This window comes from Aromatoleum toluolicum, assembly GCF_012911005.2.
Classification (GTDB): domain Bacteria; phylum Pseudomonadota; class Gammaproteobacteria; order Burkholderiales; family Rhodocyclaceae; genus Aromatoleum; species Aromatoleum toluolicum.
Map to the genome: position 1 here is coordinate 15,600 of NZ_WTVS01000048.1, position 19,724 is coordinate 35,323.

Below are 19,724 nucleotides of genomic sequence, written 5' to 3' on the forward strand. Positions count from 1 at the left end.
ATGATGTCCGCCCACACCGCCACCCGCCGCCCTTTCCTCCGCAGCCTCTGCGTCCTCGCCGCCGGCATCGCCGTCTCCGCCGGCCTCGGCCTGTCCGATGCCCGCGCCGACGTGCTCACCGACATCCAGAAGGCCGGCACCCTGCGCGTCGCCGTGCCGCAGGACTTCCCGCCCTTCGGCAGCGTCGGCACCGACCTCAAGCCGCGAGGTTACGACATCGACATGGCGAGCCTGATCGCCAAGGAACTCGGCGTGAAGATCGAACTGATCCCGGTGACGAGCACCAACCGCATCCCCTACCTCACCACCGGCAAGGCCGACCTCGTGATCTCCAGCCTCGGCAAGAACCCCGACCGGGAAAAGGTGATCGACTTCTCCGACGCCTACGCGCCCTTCTTCAACGGCGTGTTCGGCCCCGAGGACGTCAAGCTCACCAAGGCCGAGGAACTCGCCGGCAAGACCATCGGCGTCACGCGCGGCTCGGTCGAGGATCTCGAGCTCACGAAGATCACCCCCGCCACCGCGACGATCAAGCGCTTCGAGGACAACAACGCCACGATCTCCGCCTACCTCACCGGCCAGGTGCAATTCGTCGCCACCGGCAACGTCGTCGCCGCGGCCGTCAACGACATGACCAAGCTGCGCCGCCTGGGCTCCAAGTTCCTGATCAAGAACTCTCCCTGCTACGTCGGCGTTGCCAAGGGCGAGGCCGCGCTCGCGACCAAGGTCAACGCGATCATCGCCAAGGCCAAGAAGGACGGCTCGCTCAACGACATCGCCCAGCGCTGGCTGCACGCACCGCTGCCGAAGGACCTGTAAGGTCGCTTCAACAAGGGACCGACCATGGCCTATCGATTCGACTTCGCGCCGGTGTTCGAGCACACCGACCTGCTGCTCGCGGGCGCCGGCTTCACGCTGGCGCTCACCGCGGTGGGCGCGGTGCTCGGCATCGGGCTCGGCGTCACCGGGGCGGTGTGCCGCGCCTGGAAGCTGCGCCCCTTCGACCGGATGTTCGGCCTGTACGTGGAGGTAATCCGCAACACGCCCTTCCTCGTGCAGCTTTTCTTCATCTTCTTCGGCCTCCCGGCGCTCGGCGTGCGGATGAGCGAGTGGCAGGCGGCCGTGCTCGCGATGGTCGTGAACCTCGGCGCCTACTCCACCGAGATCATTCGCGCCGGTATCCAGGCGACGCCGCGCGGCCAGATCGAAGCGGCCGAATCGCTCGCGATGACGCGTCCGCAGATCTTCCGCCACGTCGTGTTGCGCCCGGCGCTCGCGAAGGTGTGGCCGGCGCTGACGAGCCAGGTGATCATCGTGATGCTCGGCTCGGCGGTGTGCTCGCAGATCGCCACGGAAGAGCTGACCTTCGCCGCGAACTTCATTCAGTCGCGCAACTTCCGCGCCTTCGAGACCTACTTCGTCACGACCGGGATGTACTTCGTAATGGCGCTCGCGATCCGCCAGCTGCTGGTGCAACTCGGCCAGCACTATGTCGTCGGGAGGGCCCGCTGATGTTCGTCCAGTTCTCGACCTGGGACATCGTCCGCAACCTGCTCGACGCGGGCAAATGGACGCTCGCGCTGTCGCTGATCGCCTTCGTGCTCGGCGGCATCGTCGGGCTTGCGATCCTGTTCGCGCGTATCGCCAGCAACCGTGTCCTGCAGGCGGCGACCAAGGCCTACATCGAAGTCTTCCAGGGCACGCCGCTGCTGATGCAGCTCTTCATCGTGTTCTTCGGCCTGTCGCTCGCCGGCATCGACGTCTCGCCCTGGCTCGCCGCCGCGGCAGGGCTGACGCTCTTCACCAGCGCCTACCTCGCCGAGATCTGGCGCGGCTGCGTCGAGGCGGTGCCGAAGGGACAGTGGGAGGCTTCCGCCACGCTGGCGCTGACCTACCCGCAACAGATGCGCCACGTGATCCTGCCGCAGGCGCTGCGCATCGCGATCGCGCCCACCGTCGGATTCTCGGTGCAGGTGGTCAAGGGCACCGCGGTGACCTCGATCATCGGCTTCGCCGAACTCACGAAGACCGGCTCGATGCTCGCCAACGCCACCTTCGAGCCCTTCCTGGTGTTCGGGCTGGTGGCTGCCGGCTACTTCGCGCTGTGTTACCCGCTCTCGCTGTACGCGAAAAGCCTGGAGAGGAAATTCCATGTCGCTCGTTAAAATCGCCGGTCTGCACAAGCATTTCGGCACCAACCACGTCCTCAAGGGCATCGACCTCGAAGTGGCGAGTGGCGACGTCGTCGCGCTGATCGGCCGCAGCGGCTCGGGCAAGAGCACGCTGTTGCGCACCGTCAACGGCCTCGAGACCATCGACAAGGGCGAGCTCGTCGTCGACGGCACCGCGCTGCACGACGGCCGCGGTGACCTGCGGGCGCTGCGCCAGAAGGTCGGCATGGTGTTCCAGCAGTTCAACCTCTTCCCGCATCTCACCGCCGGCCAGAACGTGATGCTCGCGCCGACGGTCGTGAAGGGCACGGCGAAGGCCGAGGCCGAGGACATCGCGAAGGAGGTGCTGCTGAAGGTGGGTCTATCGGACAAGTTCGACAGCTACCCCGACCAGCTCTCCGGCGGCCAGCAGCAGCGCGTCGCGATCGCCCGCGCGCTGGCGATGCGGCCCAAGGTGCTGCTGTGCGACGAGATCACGTCCGCGCTCGACCCCGAACTCGTCAGCGAAGTCCTCGCCGTCGTGCGTCAGCTCGCCACCGAGGGCATGACGCTGATCATGGTCACGCACGAGATGCGCTTCGCGCGCGAGGTCGGCAACAAGCTGATCTTCATGCACCACGGCCGCATCCACGAAAGCGGCGACCCGAAGACGGTGTTCGCCGAGCCGCAGACGCCCGAGCTTGCAAACTTCATCGGCGCGGTGCAGTCGGCGTGAGGCGCCACACCCTCAGGCGAAGATGCCCCACCAGCGCAAGGTCTGTTCGAAATGCCGGCGCACCGCCTCGGCCGCCGCCTGTTCGTCACCGCCGATGATCGCATCGATGATCGCGACGTGCTCCTCCATCGCCGGCACGATGCGGTCCGGCAGCAGCGGACGCGAGTGCTGCATCACCGAGATGCGGTCGCGGTTCTGGGCGTAGATCTCGCGCACGGTCGCGTTGCCGAGGGCGCCCGACAGCGTCGAATGCAGCGACCAGTCGACCGCCATCGCCTCGCGTTGCAGCGACGCAGTGATGCCGGTTCGCGCGGCATCGAGGAGACGGATGTGGATCTCGCGCAGCTCGGCGAGGCGCTTGCCCTCCCCCTGCCGCACCACGCGGCGCGCGCCTTCCTGGTCGAAGATCAGGCGCAGGTCGAAGTATTCGCGGACGAGATCCGGCGTCGCTTCCATCACCGCGACGCCGCGCTTGGGCAGCACACTCAGCAGCCCCGCCGACTCGGCACGCTTCACTGCCTCGCGCACGGGGGCGAGCGGCAGATCGACCATGCGCGCGAGGTCGGGCATCGAAACGAACTGGCCGGCGCGCAGCTGGCCGCCGGTCAGCATCGCCTTCAGCGCGTTGAAGGCCCTTTCGGCAAGCAGCAAACCTTCACCGTCCGGCATGTTCATACGTCTGCCCTCTCCAAGATTGCCGAAATGGTACACCCGTGCCGCGACAGGGCAAATGTCGGGTGGCATGTGAGCCACATCCATAAAGAAATTTTTATTGACTAATAAGTGACACGCTAACTAACATGTCAGTACACATTTGAGAAAGCATCTGCGGCGGACACATCGATCCCGTGACCGTTCGACGGATGGCCGAAGCCCCGGAGTTCCACACCAAAGGTCCGAGACGACACGGCACACGAGCGGTTGCGATAGGCAGCCTTCTTCATCCGGTTCGCGAGGTGAACCATGCATAAACGTTTTCACAAGACCCTGTTCGGCCAGGTGGTCATCGCCCTGATCCTTGGCGTCGTCGTCGGCTTCGTATGGCCGGAGTTCTCGGTCAAGCTCAAGCCGCTCGGAGACGGTTTCATCAAGCTGATCAAGATGATCATCGCCCCCCTCGTCTTCTGCGTCGTCGTCCACGGCATCTGCAGCACCGGCGACCTGAAGAAGGTCGGCCGGGTCGGCGTCAAGGCGGTCGTCTACTTCGAGATCGTCACGACCTTCGCGCTTGCGCTCGGCATCCTGCTCGCCTACGTGCTGCAGCCCGGTGTCGGCATGAACGTAGACCCGAAATCGCTCGACGCCTCGGCGATGAGCGGCCTCACCGAGCGCGTGCATCAGGCGACGAGCACCGTCGACTTCCTGATGAAGGTCATCCCGGCGACCTTCTTCGACGCCTTCGCCAAGGGTGACATCCTGCAGGTGTTGTTGATCGCGATCCTGTTCGGTTGCGCGGTCGCGGCCCTCGGCGAACGCGGCAAGCCCGTCACCGCCGCGATCGACAGCCTCGCGCACGTGTTCTTCAAGCTGATCGGCTTCATCGTCAAGCTCGCCCCGCTCGGCGTGCTCGGCGCCATCGCCTTCACCGTCGGCAAGTACGGCATCGGCTCGCTCAAGCAGCTCGGCATGCTGGTCGCCCTCTTCTACGTCACCTGCGCGATCTTCGTCGTTGGCGTGCTCGGCTTCATCCTGCGCCTGGCCGGCTTCAACATCTTCAAGCTGCTGCGCTACCTGCGCGAGGAACTGCTGGTCGTGCTCGGCACCGCGTCGTCCGACTCCGTGCTGCCGCAGGTGATGCGCAAGCTCGAGCTCATGGGCATCAAGGACTCCACCGTCGGCCTCGTGATCCCGACCGGCTACTCCTTCAACCTCGACGGCTTCTCGATCTACCTGACGCTCGCCGCGGTGTTCATCGCCCAGGCCACCAACACGCCGCTATCGACGGTCGACCTGCTGACGATCCTCGCGATCTCGCTGGTCACATCGAAAGGCGCCCACGGCGTGCCGGGTTCGGCAATCGTGATCCTCGCCGCGACGCTCTCGGCGATCCCCGCGATTCCCGCCATCGGACTCGTGCTGGTGCTGTCGGTCGACTGGTTCATGGGCATGGCGCGCGCGCTCACCAACATGATCGGCAACTGCGTCGCGACCGTCGTCGTCGGCGTGTGGGAGAAGGACATCGACCGCCAGCGCGCGAACAAGGTGCTCGACCGCGAAATCGTGATCGACCTGAACGCCCTGGCCGGCACGCCCGCGCCGCAAGCGACGGTCCCCGGCCCGCTCGCCGCGGAAGCCCTCCCCATCGACCCGCTCGCCGCCGGCGCCCGCAGCGCCTGACGGGCTCGCAAACAGAACGGCACCCGCGGCGGCCAACGCTGCGGGCACTATATCCACCATCCCCGACAAGGAAGACACCATGAGTCACAACACCGGCAGCATCCGCATCGCCGAACCCGCCGTCCTGCCCGACTGGGCGCTGCGTTCGGTCGATCTCGCCAACCCGAGGATTGGCGCCAAGGCGCTGTATGCCTCCGACGACTTCTTCGCCGAAGTCTCGCGCATGTTGAACCCCGAGCCCGCGCAGTTCGTCCCCGGCAAATACGACGACAACGGCAAGTGGATGGACGGCTGGGAGACCCGCCGCAAGCGCACCACCGGTCACGACTGGTGCCTCGTCAAGCTTGGCCGCAAGGGCACGATCCGCGGCTTCGACGTCGACACCAGCCACTTCACCGGCAACTACGCGCCCGCCGTGTCGATCGAGGCGACCGTCGCGGACAGCGACGACGTCGCCGCGCTCAAGGACGCGAAGTGGGTCGAGATCCTCCCCTCGACCTCGCTCTCCGGCAACAGCCACCACCTGCTGCGCGCGAACTCCGACGCTGCCTTCACCCACCTGCGCGTGAACATCTACCCCGACGGCGGCATCGCGCGGCTGCGCGTGTATGGCCAGCCGGTCGGCGTGTTCGAAGGACGCGGCGACGAGCTCGTCGATCTGGTCGCGCTGGAAAACGGCGGTCGCCCGGTCGCGTGGAACGACGCCCACTTCGGCACCGCCTCGAACCTGATCCTGCCCGGGCGCGGCATCAACATGGGCGACGGCTGGGAAACCCGCCGCCGCCGCGAGCCCGGCTCCGACTGGTGCATCCTGCAGCTCGGCGCCGCCGGCATGATCGAGAAGATCGAAGTCGACACCGCCCACTTCAAGGGCAACTACCCCGACCGCTGCTCCATCCAGGCCGCCTTCGTCGAGGGTGGCACCGACCAGTCCGTCATCACCCAGAGCATGTTCTGGCCGGTACTGCTGCCCGAGCAGAAGCTGTCGATGGATGCCATCCACAGCTTCTCCGAGCAGATCGCCAAGCTCGGCCCCGTCACCCACGTGCGCCTCAACATCATCCCTGATGGCGGCGTCTCGCGTCTGCGCCTGTGGGGCAAGGTGTCGCGATGAACGCCCTGCCCTTGCGGGCGGACGTGCCGGAACCGCGGCACGTCGTCGCCGAAGCGCTGACCCCGGAAGCGTTCGCCCCCTTCGGCGACGTCATCGCGGCACGCGACGACGTGCGGCGCTTCGCGATCAACGGCGGCAACACGATGCGCTACCACGATCTCGCGAAGATCGACCCGGGCCCGGACGGGCACGCCATCGTGTCGATCTTCCGCGGCGAACCACGCACGCTGCCGTTTCCGGTCGAGATGATGGAACGCCACCCGCTCGGCAGCCAGGCCTTCGTGCCGATGTCGGGGCGTCCCTACCTCGTCGTCGTCGCGCCGGCAGGCGATCCGCCAGCGGCGGAGGACCTGCGGGTATTCCTCGCGCGCGGAGACCAAGGCATCAATTACGCCCGCGGCGTGTGGCATCACCCGCTGCTCGCGCTGGATGCGGTGTGCGACTTCGTCGTCATCGACCGCGCGGGCAACGGCCACAACTGCGACGAGATCACCCTCGACGAAGTCGTCCTGATCGAGCCCCCCCGCTAGGCGGTGCGCCCGGCCCGTAGCGACGCCGGGCCGTGGCAGGAACACGCTGTCACGGCCCGTGGACGGCGCGCGGATTCCCCACGGGGGGACCACCAACGAACAGGTGGCCAAGCCACGCCGCAAACAGCAGCAGAGCAAGCTTGACCATGAGCCATCCGGCGCTTTCCTGCTGATCGACGAGGTAGCTGTTGCACAATCGCTGCGGCGCGGCGAGGTAAAGCCACCCGAGCACGGCCAGCATGCTGATGAAGTTGGTCCACACGAATCCGCGGCCGATGATACCGAGCCGGCGCCACGCGAGCGCCAGCGGCACGCCGACGAGCGCCGGGAGACTGACGAACTTCGCCACCTCGACGAGCGGATGCGCGAGCGCGTCGTCGAGCGCACGCGGCAGCATCCACCAACTCGACGCGAAGAGCGCCACCACGACAAGCGGTATCGGGCCGCCGGCGATGGCGAGGAGCCGCTCCTGGTGGTGCGCCACGAGCAGGCGACAGGCAGCGAAGCCGATCGCGGCGAGAAGCGGAATCTGCACCAGCATGTGGCCACTCATCGTCGCTTCGAGCCAGCTCCGTACGGGCGGGGCCGCGAGCAACAGGTACAGCGCGCCGAGAGCGCAGAAGCGGATGCGGGCGCGATCGGGAGCAATGGCTGTCACAGTGCCTCCTCGAGCTTCGCGGCAAATTGCAGCGGCACATCGAGATCGCTGATCTCGACGAGCCGGCCGTCGCGGCCGACGAGGTGGATCGCGGCGTTGTGCTCGAAGCCGCCGAAGCGGTCGGCGATGACGACGACACCGAACGCCTCCAGCAACGCCCGCAGCTGCGCCGCATCGCGCACCCGCGCGAGCCGCCAGTGCTCGCCGTCGGCGCCGTGGGCGATGCCGTAAGCCTTGAGACTCGCGGGGTCGTCGCGCTCAGGGTCGAAGCTGATGCTCAGCAACGCGACATCGCGCCCAAGGGCATCGGCCGGCACGCGGTCGCGAATCTGCCGGAACGCCATGCCTAGGCTGTTGCAGATCGTGGTGCAGCGGGTGTAGATGAACTCGACCGCGAGCAGGCGTCCGCGGTAGTCGTCGATGCCGAAGACGCGGCCGTCCTGGTCTTCGAGGACGGCCGCGGGCAAGGGGCGCGGCGCGCGCAATACGTCTGCCCGCCGCGCGGTCTCCGCGGTGAATGCGGTGAAGCCGTCGGTGCCCCACCAGAAGGCGCCGCTACCGAGGACGGTCACCAGCGCCGTGACGGCGACGCTGTGCGCGACGCTAGTCATGTGCCGGGACTCATGCGGTGGCAGCGCGCGCGACCGGAGCGCGCTGGTAGTCGTGCCGCGCCAGTCCGATGCGGGAGAAGAAGCGGACGATGAACAGCAGCGACGAGGCGATCACCAGCATCGCGAACACCGCCCCGATGCGGTCGTACGGCACCCATTCGGGGAGATGGGCAGCGTAGCGGCGGGCGACGCTTTCCTTGCCGGAATACAGGAAGCTCAGCGTGAAGCCGAGCACCGACGAGGTGAAGAGCCAGAACGCGATGCGATCGAGCAGCCGATCGTCGGCCTCGTGGTCGGGCTTGCCGAGGTAGTACATGAAGCCGAACACCATCGTCACCATGCCGAGCAGCAAGTAGGTGTGAAAATGGCCCGGCACCCACAGCGTATTGTGCATCACATAGTTCACGGTGATGGTGCCGTCGATGAAGGCCGGCATCGCGCCCGCGGCCCAGCCGAACAGAGACAGGAAAAGCAGCTTCGACGCCATGTCCCAGCGGATGCCCGAGCGATACACGATCATCAGCGCCCCGTAGCCGGTGACGACCAGGATAGGCACGGTGTTGAGGTAGCCGATCACGTGGCCCATGACGAGCATCCATTTTGGAAACGCGAAATCCATCAGCAGGTGGTGCGGAAAGATGAACATCACCATCAGCGTCGAGGCGGTCCACGACGCGAGGAACACCTTGTTCGACTTCCACGGCCGCTGCGTGTAGCGCGGGAGGATTTCGTAGACCGCAATCACCGCCATGTAGATCGTCGCGTTGATGAAGATGTGGCCGAAGAAGTAGATCATGCCCTTCGCCAGCAGCGGATCGATGTCGAATCCCGGCACGTAGAGGTTCACCAGCATCATCGTCAGGATGCTCGCGCCGACGACCAGACCGATGACATTGACGATCGTGACCATCGCGCTGGCGACGACCGTCGGCGGCGGCGCCTTGCCGTCGTCGTGGCCGAAAAGCTGCGGCCAGCCGAGCGCGCGGGCGAAGTTGCCGTAGCGCGCGACGATCGCGCGGGCGATGTCCAGATGCAGCAGCAGGAATCCCACGCCGATGACGAGCAGCCCGCCCATGAAGAGTGCCGCGGCGCCCGGGCTCCACATGCCCATCGACTTGCCCGGCAGCGGGAACAGGAAGGTCCACGCGCCATGGAAGTGTCCGATCAGCACGCTGCCGAGGATCATCACGACGCCGGCAAGGAACAGCACGAGGTTGGCGATGAAGATGCGCGACGACAGGTCGACGTACTGGCGCAGGAAGTGCCACATCACCGACGCGCCGGCGATCGCGGCGATGCCGACCATGCCGGCGCCGTGCAGCGTCATCAGTTCGTAGAAGCGGTCCGCGCCGATCGAGATCCACTGCGCCTGCTCCAGCCGCATCAGCAGGCCGAAGACCATCATCAGCAGCAGCACTGCGGCGGAGGTCGCGAGATAGGCCAGCACGCCGGCCTTTGCCCCGTGGTCCGGGGTGTGTTCGTAGGTGTAGGTCGCCACGTTCATGTCCTCCGTTACTGAGCGACGACCCTGATCTCGGTCATCATGTTGTGGTGGGCGACGCCGCAGTACTCCATGCACAGGACCTTGTAGGTTCCGGCCTCGGTGAAGGTGTGGCGCAGCGTGTTCGTGTAGCCCGGCATCGCCTGCGTCTGCGCGACCAGATGCAGATTGGCGTCGTAGATGCCGAAACCGTGATTGACGTCCGCGCTGGTCACGCGAAACTCGACCGGCTGGCCCGCGGCGACGTGATCCCGGCTCAGTTCCCAGCGCCACTGGTAACCGGTCGCGTCGACGACCTGCACCGCCCCCGAACCGGTGCGTGCGCGTGCCGCGTCGTACGGCAGATCCAGCAGCGTGTAGATCATGGCCGGTCCGAATACCAGCACCAGCCCCCAGAACAGCCGCGTACGCAGGCGATAGGCGCTCTTCTGCAGCGGTGCGTAGTCTTCCTGGCGCCGGCCGGAATTGATGGCGACAAAGGCAAAGCCGAAGGCGACGAGCGTCATCAGCACTAGCGATATTTGCCAAGCGATTGGTTGCACGGTGAATTCTCCCTGTCATGCGATCGTTTTCGGGACGGAACGTCCCCCGTGCATTCACTTAGCCAGCACCGTGCCACCTTCTGCAAACGATTGATCCCAATCATTTTTCGTGGCCGCGATCGCTGTTGAAATGTGGTCGCCAGCACAACTGAACGTTCACGTTGAACGTTCAGACTGAACGGAAGGAGGATTTCGATGCCGAGTCTGGCGACCTTGAGGGTGTTTCTCGACAGCCTCGAAGAAGGCGTGCTGTTTCTGGATGCCACGCGCCGCGTGCTCGAGATAAATAGCGCCGCCGCGCGGATGATCGGGCGCGACAATCCGCGCGTGGTCGATGCACTGTGCCCGACCTTGTTCCCGGGAACGGAGTGCGCCCGCGCCTGCGAAGCACGCGGACAATGTTCGCTGACCCCGGCGAAGGGCGAGGACGACAAAATCCAGGACATCGTGATCCGCTCGCCGGCAGGCATCGACATCCCGCTGCGCATGTGGGCGATGCTGTTGCCGCCGAACGAATCCGGGCTGTACTGCGCGATCATCCTGCGCGACCGCTCGCGCGAGCTGGAACTGGAAGCCGAGGTGCGCGACCGCTGGCAGCTCGGCGGGCTCACCGGCCGCAGCCGTGCGATGCAGGACTTCTACCAGAAGGCGCTACGCGTCGCGGCAAGCGAAGCGAACGTGTTGATCACCGGCGAAAGCGGCGTCGGCAAGGAACTGGTCGCCCGCGCGCTGCACGACAATTCGCCGCGCGCAAAAGGCCCGTACGTGGCCGTGCATTGCGCTTCGCTGCCGGAGAACCTGCAGGAATCCGAACTCTTCGGTCACGCGAAAGGTTCGTTTTCCGGCGCCACCGGCGCGCGCATCGGCCGTTTCGAAGCGGCCAACGGCGGCACGCTGCTGCTCGACGAAATCGGCGAGATTTCTCCCGCGACGCAGACCCGGCTGCTGCGCGTGCTGCAGGAACGGGAGATCGTGCGTGTGGGGGAAAATCATCCGCGCAAGGTGGATGTACGCGTCATCGCGGCGACGCACCGCGATCTGGCTGCGATGGTCGCCCGCGGCGAGTTTCGTGAGGATCTTTATTACCGTCTGCACGTCCTGCCGCTGCACGTGCCGGCGTTACGAGAGCGCCGGGAGGACATCGCACTGCTCGCGAGCCAGTTGCTCGGCGAGCTGAGCGGACGCTACCACCGGCCCGAGCTGCGACTGTCGCCGGAGGCAATCGTGGCGATGGAGGCCTACGCCTGGCCCGGGAATGTACGGCAACTCTTCAACGCGCTGGAATATGCGGTCGTAAACTCGGATGGCGCGACGATCCTGCCGCGGCACCTGTTGCCCGACGTGGCGGCGCGGGCCGGATCGCCCCCTGCCGCGCACCCGCCCTTGCCGCTGACGCGCTACTATGCGACACCACTGACGCCGGACGAGGAGCACGCGCAGATCAATCGCATGCTCGACGCGTGCGGCGGAAACAAGGCCGAGGCCGCCCGTCGCCTCGGTATGTCGCGTACGACCTTGTGGAAGCGGCTCAACCGCGCCTGAGCCGATCGGCAACGGGCGCCCTGGCCCGGCAGGCAGGAGCGCCTATCGCGAACGCCCGTCGAAGTGCTTCACAGGCAAGGACGCGAGCTTCACGCCCTCCAGGCAACGCACGTTGATCGCCGCCATGCGGTTGCCCTGCGGATCCGTCCCTTCGCCGAACGGGTGGATGCCACAGGTCGGGCAGAAGCGATGCTTGATCGTGTGCGTGTTGAAGGTGTAGGTGCTGAGCTTGTCCTCCGGCGTCAGCAGGCGCAGCTTGTCGCGGGGAACGAACCACATCAACGCCCCCTTGCGCGTGCATATCGAGCAGTTGCAGTCCATCACCTGGGTAAGTTCGCCTTCGACCTCGAAGGCCACCTGTCCGCAATGGCAGCTCCCCTTGTAGATCATCACCTTGCTCCTTTCATCGGAATCGGCTCCGACGGAAACTCATAAGGGAATGTAGCCCAGCAATATGGCCGCCCCCAGCACGGAGAAAACACCGCCCAGGGCACCCAGGAGCAGCGGCGCCATCCACAGTTCGCGGAAGGATCTGATTCGCGCCTCATGGGGCCGCCCGGGATCGTAAAGGACACGGACCGACGCGCCAAGTGCGTACGCAGGCGGATTCGAATGGGCCAGCGCGCTGAAGCGCATCTGCGCCCCGCTACCCGCCGTGAAGGAAACGACCGGCCGATACGTGCGCGGATCTCCCGCTTCCATCGCGGGCTCCTCCTCCAGCGCGACAACCTCCCCGGGGGCCTCCCTGGCCGTTTCCAGAAACGCCCGCGTACGAGCCCCCTGGCGTGCGGCAATGGTCAGCAGCCCCGTCCCCGCGAGCAGGAAGATCACCGGCAAGACGACACCGAGGAAGAACTCGTCGGACACGGTCGGCCTCCACCCCCGCCCTTAGCCTGTGTGCCGATAGGTACCCGCCCCGTACTGCGCGGCGAGAAATTCCGGTAGGGCTTCGGCCTTGGCCGAAAGCGCCATCAGGTTCGGATGGTTCGCTGCCGGGACCACCTCGGGAAGCGTCTGCTGCGCGAAGTGCCACGCGATCGCCGTCGTCACGCCCGCCTGGTCGATCGTTTCGCTCGTCGCCGCCAGAGGTCGCCGCTTCACCTCCTGCTCCAATGCGCCAAAGGCGGCAAGCAGCTGTCCCGTCACGCGCTCGACCCACGGTTCGTGCCTTTTCTCGGGCGGACGCTGTCCACGCTCGTAGATGATCTGCACGCTCTTCTCGCACGCCGCCAGCGCCAGCCCGATCACGCGCAGCGCGCGCTGAAGCTCCGCCACGGACGTGGGCATCAGGCTGCGACCCGGCCGGGCGAGCGCTTCGGCATATTCCAGGATCAGCGTCGAGTCCATCAGCACCTCGCCGTCGTCGCAGATGAAGGTCGGCGCCTTCACGACGGGATTGATCGTCTGGAATTCGGGGAAATTGCGGAACACCGACAGCGACTGGTGTTCGAAGCGCAGCCCGAGAAGCTGCATGGAAACCGCCACGCGGCGGACGTAGGGCGAGTCGAGCATGCCGATCAGCTTCATTGTCACTCCTCGAGTGTACGAATCGAATCAGGCGGATGCGAGGGACCGACGACGCTCCGGGCCCGCCTCACGCCGCGGGAAGGTACATTGGATAGAGGATATCTTCCTCCCGCCGGATCCGGCTCACCAGGGCCTGCCCGATCGCAGCGAGATCCTTCCGGAATGCCCCGGCGAGTTCCGAGTGACGGCCCAGCTCCTTGTACTTGTCCAGGAAATCGACGACGACGCGTCCGATTCCGTCCATTTCATGTCGAAACTCGCGCATCAGCTGGTGACTGACCGCGTCCGGCCGCAGGAAATGCTCCAGATAGACGTAGAGCCGGACGTTTTCCTTGAGCAGGTGATCCATGAGCGCGATTCTGAACTCCTCCAGCCGCCTCTGCACGACATCGAGCCGCCCGCCGTCGAGGGCCGCAGTAATGGCCGAATGAATATCCAACAAAGCCACGTGATCCTGCATGAGTGTGGCGATCAGGGCCTGATCGTGCCGGATCTGCGTACCCGGCGCTGCGGCTCCCGTCGCCGGAGCGGCGGGCGCACGGACCGGCGCTAATCCGGATGAGTCGCCCGCTGCCACCGCGGCCGGCGCCGCCCCCTTGATCCTGCCGAACAGCTTGTCGAGTAGGAACATGTTTCCCTCAGTGAAACAACGGTCATTCGCCAACTCGAGCGCGGCCGGATTCCTGGGGCTGGACCAGTCCTTCTACGGATAAGGGATTCGAGCCGCCGATCGATCCAAAAAGCATACACGGCCTTCATGGCAGGTTCTACCATGAAGGAAACATGGGAATAGGCTTCCACGCCCGCGCCGCGAGTGCGGCTGCCTTGCGATCAGGGCGCCCGGCAATAGAACTTCGAATCGACCGCCATCACGGGAAAACTCGCCGGCAGGTCAGCTCGGGCGATTTCGCGGAAGCCACTTTTCTCGTAGAAGCGATGCGCTGCAAGAAACTTCGCCGTCGTGCCGAGAAACACGTCATGCACATCGCATGTCCGGCACCACTCCAGCAGGGTTTCAAGCAGGTGCCGCGCGACGCCATGCCCCCCGCCGCGGTGCGAGGCCTTCACGAACATCTTGCGCAATGCCGCCTGGTTCGCGCCGATATCGAGCAAGCCGATGGTCCCGACGGGCAGGCCGTCGTCCAGCGCAACCCAGAAATTGCCGCGCCCCTGTTGATAGAAGCCGGGGATGTTGCGCAGATCGGGTTGCCCTTCCAGCGTGATCGGGATACCGAATTCGGATTGCTGGATGGGCAGGATCACATCGACGACACCGTCGGCATGCGCCGGCGAGTAAGGGGCAATCTCGATCATTCCTTTTCCTCTCATGCATGACCTCCGGACAACCCTGTCCGGAGCGGATTCGCGTGGCTAGTCCTCGCCACCCCGGGTCTCGCGCTGGAGACGCTGCGCCGCTGCGTACAATTCCTCGAAGGCAAGGGGCGACACGTTGAAGGTCCTGTCGCTGCTCGCCGTCGCCAGTCGGGTCCCGTCCGGGCTGAAGGCGAGGTCGCGCACGTCGTTCTTGTGCACGGTGATGGTCTTCACGAGTTCGAGCTTGTCCATGTCGAAGACCCTCACCCCGGCATCGTTGCACGCGACGGCAAGCTGCCTGCCGTCATGGCTGTATGCGATTGCGGCACAGTAACGAACGCCGTCGATGGTGAAGGTGGCGACGGGCTCGGCATTTGGCTGCCCGAAGGCGCTGACCGGCCACAGGTACACACGGCGCTGCACGAGCGCGGCGACATGGGCGCCATCGGGGCTGAAGGCGAACTCGGCGAAGCGCGTCCCGAGCTTGCGCGCCGCCTCCGGAAGCTCGATCGTGCCGACATTCCGCGCAGCGAAGTCCCACAACTGGAGCTTGCCATCGAAGCCACTGGTCGCCCACTGTTCCTTGCCCGGATGGAAAGCGACGGACGAGGCCTGGATGATGCTCTTGCCGCCATGCGATACCGATACGGCGCGATAACCGCTGTCATCGAGTTCGTACAGCCACGCGTAGCCATCGGCGCCCGAACTCGCGAGCCGCTTGCCGTCGGGGCTGAACGCCAGCCCCCGCAACTGATCCTTGTGCTTTTGCAGGATGGCCGTCTGGGCGCCACTCGCCACGTCCCAAAGCCTGACCGTGTTGTCCAGCCCGGCGGTCGCGACCTGCGCGCCTCCTGGAGCAAAAGCGACACGGAACACCTGACCGGTATGCCCACGCAGCATGTGGCGCAGGACCGGCGAACCGCCGGACAGATCCCAGATCCTTGCCGTGCGGTCGCCGCTGCCCGTGACGAGCTGGCGTCCATCGGCGCTGAATGCGAGGCTGGTGACGGTCTTGAAGTGGCCCTCGATGTTCCAGAACTTTACCGTTCCGTCGCGACTCGCAGTGGCCACATGGCGGCCGTCCGGAGTGAACTTGACCGCCTCGACAAAGGACGTATGGCCGACCAGCGTCAGCAGGTTTTCGCCGGTTTCGCTGTCCCAGATCCTGGCCGTGGAGTCGCCCGCGGAACTTGCGAGGTACCTGCCCTCCGGGCTCGCGGCCACATCCCGTACCCGGTCGCCGTGACCGGCAAGGATGCGCATGCTCCAGTCCGGATGCAGTGAAAGTTCGGCACCGGGCGGCGGGTTCGATTCGCCCACCCGGGCGAGCAGCTCGTCGAGCGTCTCGCCGGCAGGCTGCCACACGCGCACCCACGCGTCGCGGCTGGCGGTGACCAGGGATTTTCCGCCGTGCGTGAACGCCACGGCATCGCTCGCCTCGGTGAGCGGCAGCCGCAGGATCTCGGCGCCGGTTGTCAGGCTCCACATGCCGGCGGCGGTTCGGTCCCCCTCGCCCCGCTCCACGCAAGCCGTCGCCAGGCAACAGCCGTCCGGGCTGAAGGCGAGCCCCATGACCCACGCGCCACCGACATCGAGGGTGGTGAGCGGCACCGTTTCGGTCGCGGAGTCATCAAGCTCCCACACCTTGATCACACGCCCCTTGTGTTCCTTGTCACCGGCACCGCCCGTCGCAAGGCGCCTGCCATCCTGGCTGACGGCGAAGGCGCTGTAGATCGGGCTTCCGTGCTCGAATGTGCGGAGCGGTGTCTGCGGCGCATCGACCGCCCAGAGGTAGGCCTTGTCCTCGGCCGAGGTCACGAGCCGGTCGCCCGCGGGCAGGAAGGCGACATTGCGGACCCACTTGTCGTGAGCGAACGACGTCAGGGGTTCTCGCGGGCGCCCTTCGGCAATGTTCCACAGCTTGACCGTCTTGTCCTGGTCCGCCGTGGCCAGCCGGCGCCCGTCGGGGCTGAACGCCAGGTCCGACACCCATTTCTTGCTCACCGGCAAGGTCCACACCAGGCGGGAGGCCTGGATCGCCTGACGCAAGGCATCCTCGGCCACAGCCGTCGGCGCCAGCCCGATCCGCGCCGCGAAGGTCGGCGACAGGCCGAATGGTGCCGTCGCTTCGACCGCTTCGAGGGCGAGATCGAGTGCGCGCCCCGCATCGAAGGGCGCGATGGAGATCGATTCGGCCGCCTTCTGGTTCGCCCCGGAGCGCCGCTCCTCCCACGACGCGTAGATCCAGCCGGTGACTGCAGCGCCGGCCATCACGCCCAACGCGAACAGCCATTGGCGCAGCGCGCGCTTCGCGGCCTGCTCGCGCGCCTGCCTGACCTCGGCGGCTCGCCCCTGGTCGGCAACGTAGCGCCGGCGCCAGTCGAGAATCGCCGGCGCAAGCACGTCGTGGAACACCTCGTAGCGCGTCGCGTCCGGACGGTCGGGCACGGCAACGGTGCGCAGGATGCGGTTTCGCGCATCGGAGAGCGACCCCAGGACCTCGGGCACCTTGGGTGCCAGCTCGCCCGCCCAGCTGGTGAGGTCGGCCGCGCTGCAGGCGACCTTGCTGCCGGTCGGGGTGACGAGGCGATCGAAGAAGGTGGCGCACACCGCCTGACTGGTCTCGTCCAGTCGGGCCATCGCATTGTCCAGGTGCGTGCGGACGATCTCGTTCGCGCCTTTCAGGCGGTCCAGCGTGGCTCGCCGCAGGGTGTACGAATGCGCTTCGCGCTCCTCCTCCCACAGCCGGACCATCACGAGCTGGAGGAAAGGCGCCTCGATGTAGCCATCGTCCGCCTGCCTACCGCCGCTGCCGCCGTGGCGACCCGCCGACACCTCGCCGATGCGCACCTGGCGCAGCAGCTCGTCGATCAACCCGTCCTCGATGTCGACGCGCGGCTGCCCCGGCGCCTGCCTGGCGTTCCACACCTCGAGCGGCTTGCGGATGGCGACGGCGGCCCCGGCAGTGTCGAGATGATTCAGCCGCAGGCGGTTGCTCATCAGGTTGTGAATGCGTTCCTGGAAGCGGTCGAGCTTGGAGAGGCTGTCGTCGCGCAAGGCGATGAGAAAGCCGACATCGACGTCATCGCGATTCACCGCACGGGCGAACTGCGCTTCGAAGGAGTTCGGGTCGGTGGACTTGGGGTGGTAGAGGAAGTACTCCTCGAACTGGTCGAAGAGCACCAGGACGGGGCCGTGGGCCGCCTCGCCGCAGGCCCGCAGGACTTCGTCGAAGGGCAGCGACTCCGCCGGCTTCGGCTGGTCCGCATGCTGCGCCCACACGGCGTCGATGCACGCACGCGTCAGAGCAAGCTGGAAGTCGCGGTCCACCCAGTTGCGGAACACGACCACGGGGGTTTTCGGCCGTTCGCGACGCAACTGCGGAATCACCCCCGCCAACAACACCGAACTCTTGCCGACGCCGCTGGCGCCGTAAAGGATCGTCAGCGGCGAGGACAGCAGGTTGGAGATGATGATGTGCTGGTCGCGCTCGCGTCCGAAAAAGAATTCGTGGTCGCGCTCCTCGAACGGCTGCAAGCCCACGTAGGGGCAGCGCACCCGTTCGTCGCTGTCCGCACTCACGGCGTCATCCTCGAACGCAGGGTGCGGACAAACTCGTCTATCGTCACCTCATAGGGGTACACCCCGCGCTTCTGCCAGAACTTGAGCTCGAGTTCCGAGAACTGGTCGTCGATGGCCCAGGACTGGATCTCGTCGTCCCCTGCCGCGGCCGCCCGCTTGGCGAAGAAACGATTGAGGCTCTGCAGGATCGTGCGGAAGCTCCAGTCACGCAGGCTGTAACCGAGAAACAGCAGGTTGCGGTCGCGGCAATGCGTGGCGAACAGTGCCGGAATCGCGGACTTGCTGGCGATGCGCGACAGCAACTCCACGTAGTCCGATTCGGTGATCACGAAGCTGTCCCATTCGGACGTCTCGGGCAGGATCGACCCGTGCATCTTGAAGATCACGGTGGTCGTGTCGAGATCGATATAGAGCTCGTTGGGCGCCGGCGTCTGCGGCTGCGCGGCCCCATGCGGCCACCACAGGACGGCATTGCCGAGATCCTTCAATTCGGAATAGACGACCAGGTCATAGGGCCGCTGGGCGGCGCGGAAAGCCTGCTCGATCTGGGTGTCGTAGTTGCTCGTGATGATCAGCAGCGGCCGCGACACTTCCGCCAGGAATCCGTACAGCGAAGGAATGGCGACCCCGGCGACTGCCTGCGGCGCAAGGATCTGGCGCAGGCGCTCATGCAGCGCGTCGCGCGTGTGGAAGGCCTCGTAGTACGACGCGACTTCGGCGAGTTGATCGCGCTCCTTCTCCGACGGGAACTCGGTATCGTCCGCGAGAAAGAGCGAAAGCTCCGCACCGCTGGGCAGGAACCTGAGCTCCTGCGGATTCCAGCGGACATCGGGCGGACGCCCGGAGTGGCTGATGCCGTTGCCGATGATCGGCACGACCATGCCCGAATTCAGCGCCTTGACGATGCGCCCGTACGGCGGCGGCGCCTTGATCCGGGGCGCCCGCGCATCCGTTTTCCCTGCGGCGAGTTGATGTTCGATGAACGCCCGCAGGTCGAGTCGCAGGCGATCGCGAAATTCCTGCGGGGTGTCGTATTCGGCGTAGCCCCCCTTCAACGATCCATCCGGGTTGCGGAACCGGTCGAAGAACGTCTTTACCCGGCGGAACTGCTGCACCCGCTCGTCGAAATCGGGATCGTTCGGATCACCGAAATCGGGCTTGCCCTTGCGGTGATAGACGAGGATGAAAGGCGGCGGTTTGGCCGCCAGCGCATCCTCGTACTCCCATTCGGTGCCGGAAAGATACGGGCTGCCGTCGGGCCGGGTGCAGGTATCCGGCAGCCGCGTGCCGAGCCGCGACCACAGGATGACGATGACGGCGTCGCATTCCGATGGCTTCGCCAGGCCGCGATTGACCGCATCCTGCGGGCTGAGGGTGGCGGGCATCGACACGGGCGCAGCCGGATCGTCCCAGCGCATCGCCTCGCATGTGATCTGGCCGCGCAGCAGCGGGTCTTTCGGCAGTTCCTGCTCGATGACCTGCTGCGCGAAGGTGCGCTCGTCGGCGACATCTCCCGGTGAGGACAGGAAAAAACGGAGATGCAGCATGTGCGCGCCCTCCCCGAAATACGTTTGTACTAT

Annotated in this window: 20 protein-coding genes; 8 read left to right on the top strand and 12 right to left on the bottom strand. The window is 66.0% G+C overall.

Going from position 1 to position 19,724, the window contains the following annotated elements:
- From GPA27_RS19640 to GPA27_RS19655, 4 genes are read left to right on the top strand one after another with little or no spacing between them, the layout of a single operon-like run.
- Positions 1-819 (top strand): transporter substrate-binding domain-containing protein, encoded by an 819-nt coding sequence (locus GPA27_RS19640; protein WP_211165117.1) that lies wholly within the window; start codon positions 1-3, stop codon positions 817-819.
- A gap of 24 nt (positions 820-843) precedes the next feature.
- Positions 844-1,512 carry an amino acid ABC transporter permease gene (locus GPA27_RS19645; protein ID WP_169142180.1) on the top strand — a complete coding sequence of 223 codons (669 nt, stop codon included), beginning with the start codon at positions 844-846 and terminating at the stop codon, positions 1,510-1,512.
- A complete protein-coding gene (locus GPA27_RS19650; RefSeq protein ID WP_169142181.1) occupies positions 1,512-2,165 on the top strand; it encodes an amino acid ABC transporter permease in 654 nt (217 codons plus the stop codon). Before GPA27_RS19645 ends, GPA27_RS19650 begins: the two co-directional genes overlap by 1 nt.
- Positions 2,152-2,886 carry an amino acid ABC transporter ATP-binding protein gene (locus GPA27_RS19655; RefSeq protein ID WP_169142182.1) on the top strand — a complete coding sequence of 245 codons (735 nt, stop codon included), beginning with the start codon at positions 2,152-2,154 and terminating at the stop codon, positions 2,884-2,886. Before GPA27_RS19650 ends, GPA27_RS19655 begins: the two co-directional genes overlap by 14 nt.
- A gap of 12 nt (positions 2,887-2,898) precedes the next feature.
- On the opposite strand, the gene GPA27_RS19660 is transcribed toward GPA27_RS19655, so the two are convergent.
- Entirely contained in the window at positions 2,899-3,561 is a 663-nt protein-coding gene (locus tag GPA27_RS19660) for a GntR family transcriptional regulator (protein WP_211165118.1), read from the bottom strand.
- Between the two features lie 288 nt (positions 3,562-3,849).
- Here GPA27_RS19660 and GPA27_RS19665 point away from each other — a divergent pair, with 288 nt between their 5' ends.
- From GPA27_RS19665 to GPA27_RS19675, 3 genes are all read left to right on the top strand, one after another.
- Positions 3,850-5,223 (top strand): C4-dicarboxylate transporter DctA, encoded by a 1,374-nt coding sequence (locus tag GPA27_RS19665; protein WP_169142183.1) that lies wholly within the window; start codon positions 3,850-3,852, stop codon positions 5,221-5,223.
- Positions 5,224-5,302: 79 nt separating this feature from the next.
- Positions 5,303-6,337 (top strand): allantoicase, encoded by a 1,035-nt coding sequence (gene alc, locus GPA27_RS19670; protein WP_169142184.1) that lies wholly within the window; start codon positions 5,303-5,305, stop codon positions 6,335-6,337.
- Positions 6,334-6,867 (top strand): ureidoglycolate lyase, encoded by a 534-nt coding sequence (locus GPA27_RS19675; protein WP_169142185.1) that lies wholly within the window; start codon positions 6,334-6,336, stop codon positions 6,865-6,867. Before alc ends, GPA27_RS19675 begins: the two co-directional genes overlap by 4 nt.
- 49 nt (positions 6,868-6,916) lie before the next feature.
- Here the strand turns inward: GPA27_RS19675 and GPA27_RS19680 are convergent, their stop codons facing one another.
- From GPA27_RS19680 to GPA27_RS19695, 4 genes are read right to left on the bottom strand one after another with little or no spacing between them, the layout of a single operon-like run.
- Entirely contained in the window at positions 6,917-7,525 is a 609-nt protein-coding gene (locus GPA27_RS19680) for a hypothetical protein (protein WP_256223044.1), read from the bottom strand.
- Positions 7,522-8,136 carry an SCO family protein gene (locus tag GPA27_RS19685; protein ID WP_169142186.1) on the bottom strand — a complete coding sequence of 205 codons (615 nt, stop codon included), beginning with the start codon at positions 8,134-8,136 and terminating at the stop codon, positions 7,522-7,524. Before GPA27_RS19685 ends, GPA27_RS19680 begins: the two co-directional genes overlap by 4 nt.
- A 10-nt stretch (positions 8,137-8,146) precedes the next feature.
- Positions 8,147-9,640 carry a cbb3-type cytochrome c oxidase subunit I gene (locus tag GPA27_RS19690; RefSeq protein ID WP_169142187.1) on the bottom strand — a complete coding sequence of 498 codons (1,494 nt, stop codon included), beginning with the start codon at positions 9,638-9,640 and terminating at the stop codon, positions 8,147-8,149.
- 8 nt (positions 9,641-9,648) lie between these two features.
- Positions 9,649-10,179 (bottom strand): cupredoxin domain-containing protein, encoded by a 531-nt coding sequence (locus GPA27_RS19695; RefSeq protein WP_169142188.1) that lies wholly within the window; start codon positions 10,177-10,179, stop codon positions 9,649-9,651.
- A 195-nt stretch (positions 10,180-10,374) separates the two neighbouring features.
- On the opposite strand from GPA27_RS19695, the gene GPA27_RS19700 reads away from it, so the two are divergent.
- Positions 10,375-11,721, top strand: a complete 1,347-nt coding sequence (locus tag GPA27_RS19700; protein ID WP_169142189.1) for a sigma-54 interaction domain-containing protein — start codon at positions 10,375-10,377, stop codon at positions 11,719-11,721.
- Between the two features lie 42 nt (positions 11,722-11,763).
- Here the strand turns inward: GPA27_RS19700 and GPA27_RS19705 are convergent, their stop codons facing one another.
- From GPA27_RS19705 to GPA27_RS19735, 7 genes are all read right to left on the bottom strand, one after another.
- A complete protein-coding gene (locus GPA27_RS19705) occupies positions 11,764-12,111 on the bottom strand; it encodes a GFA family protein (protein ID WP_169142190.1) in 348 nt (115 codons plus the stop codon).
- Positions 12,112-12,150: 39 nt separating this feature from the next.
- Entirely contained in the window at positions 12,151-12,588 is a 438-nt protein-coding gene (locus GPA27_RS19710) for a DUF3592 domain-containing protein (RefSeq protein WP_169142191.1), read from the bottom strand.
- A gap of 21 nt (positions 12,589-12,609) precedes the next feature.
- Entirely contained in the window at positions 12,610-13,248 is a 639-nt protein-coding gene (locus GPA27_RS19715) for a glutathione S-transferase (RefSeq protein ID WP_169142192.1), read from the bottom strand.
- A gap of 67 nt (positions 13,249-13,315) precedes the next feature.
- Complete coding sequence (locus tag GPA27_RS19720) at positions 13,316-13,879, bottom strand: hemerythrin domain-containing protein (protein WP_169142193.1); 564 nt, start codon at positions 13,877-13,879, stop codon at positions 13,316-13,318.
- A gap of 200 nt (positions 13,880-14,079) precedes the next feature.
- On the bottom strand, positions 14,080-14,562 hold the full coding sequence (locus GPA27_RS19725) for a GNAT family N-acetyltransferase (RefSeq protein ID WP_169142194.1): 483 nt from the start codon (positions 14,560-14,562) through the stop codon (positions 14,080-14,082).
- Between the two features lie 57 nt (positions 14,563-14,619).
- Positions 14,620-18,144: a WD40 repeat domain-containing protein gene (locus tag GPA27_RS19730; RefSeq protein ID WP_169142195.1), complete on the bottom strand. Its 3,525-nt coding sequence runs from the start codon at positions 18,142-18,144 to the stop codon at positions 14,620-14,622.
- Complete coding sequence (locus GPA27_RS19735) at positions 18,141-19,691, bottom strand: SIR2 family NAD-dependent protein deacylase (protein WP_246261277.1); 1,551 nt, start codon at positions 19,689-19,691, stop codon at positions 18,141-18,143. The genes GPA27_RS19730 and GPA27_RS19735 overlap by 4 nt, the downstream gene beginning before the upstream one ends.
- Positions 19,692-19,724 lie beyond the last annotated feature (33 nt).

Coding starts and splice junctions, on each gene's coding strand:
- GPA27_RS19640 (WP_211165117.1), top strand. CDS start 1: ATGATGTCCGCCCACACCGCCACCCGCCGCCCTTTCCTCCGCAGCCTC.
- GPA27_RS19645 (WP_169142180.1), top strand. CDS start 844: ATGGCCTATCGATTCGACTTCGCGCCGGTGTTCGAGCACACCGACCTG.
- GPA27_RS19650 (WP_169142181.1), top strand. CDS start 1,512: ATGTTCGTCCAGTTCTCGACCTGGGACATCGTCCGCAACCTGCTCGAC.
- GPA27_RS19655 (WP_169142182.1), top strand. CDS start 2,152: ATGTCGCTCGTTAAAATCGCCGGTCTGCACAAGCATTTCGGCACCAAC.
- GPA27_RS19660 (WP_211165118.1), bottom strand. CDS start 3,561: ATGAACATGCCGGACGGTGAAGGTTTGCTGCTTGCCGAAAGGGCCTTC.
- GPA27_RS19665 (WP_169142183.1), top strand. CDS start 3,850: ATGCATAAACGTTTTCACAAGACCCTGTTCGGCCAGGTGGTCATCGCC.
- alc (WP_169142184.1), top strand. CDS start 5,303: ATGAGTCACAACACCGGCAGCATCCGCATCGCCGAACCCGCCGTCCTG.
- GPA27_RS19675 (WP_169142185.1), top strand. CDS start 6,334: ATGAACGCCCTGCCCTTGCGGGCGGACGTGCCGGAACCGCGGCACGTC.
- GPA27_RS19685 (WP_169142186.1), bottom strand. CDS start 8,136: ATGACTAGCGTCGCGCACAGCGTCGCCGTCACGGCGCTGGTGACCGTC.
- GPA27_RS19690 (WP_169142187.1), bottom strand. CDS start 9,640: ATGAACGTGGCGACCTACACCTACGAACACACCCCGGACCACGGGGCA.
- GPA27_RS19700 (WP_169142189.1), top strand. CDS start 10,375: ATGCCGAGTCTGGCGACCTTGAGGGTGTTTCTCGACAGCCTCGAAGAA.
- GPA27_RS19705 (WP_169142190.1), bottom strand. CDS start 12,111: ATGATCTACAAGGGGAGCTGCCATTGCGGACAGGTGGCCTTCGAGGTC.
- GPA27_RS19715 (WP_169142192.1), bottom strand. CDS start 13,248: ATGAAGCTGATCGGCATGCTCGACTCGCCCTACGTCCGCCGCGTGGCG.
- GPA27_RS19720 (WP_169142193.1), bottom strand. CDS start 13,879: ATGTTCCTACTCGACAAGCTGTTCGGCAGGATCAAGGGGGCGGCGCCG.
- GPA27_RS19725 (WP_169142194.1), bottom strand. CDS start 14,562: ATGATCGAGATTGCCCCTTACTCGCCGGCGCATGCCGACGGTGTCGTC.
- GPA27_RS19735 (WP_246261277.1), bottom strand. CDS start 19,691: ATGCTGCATCTCCGTTTTTTCCTGTCCTCACCGGGAGATGTCGCCGAC.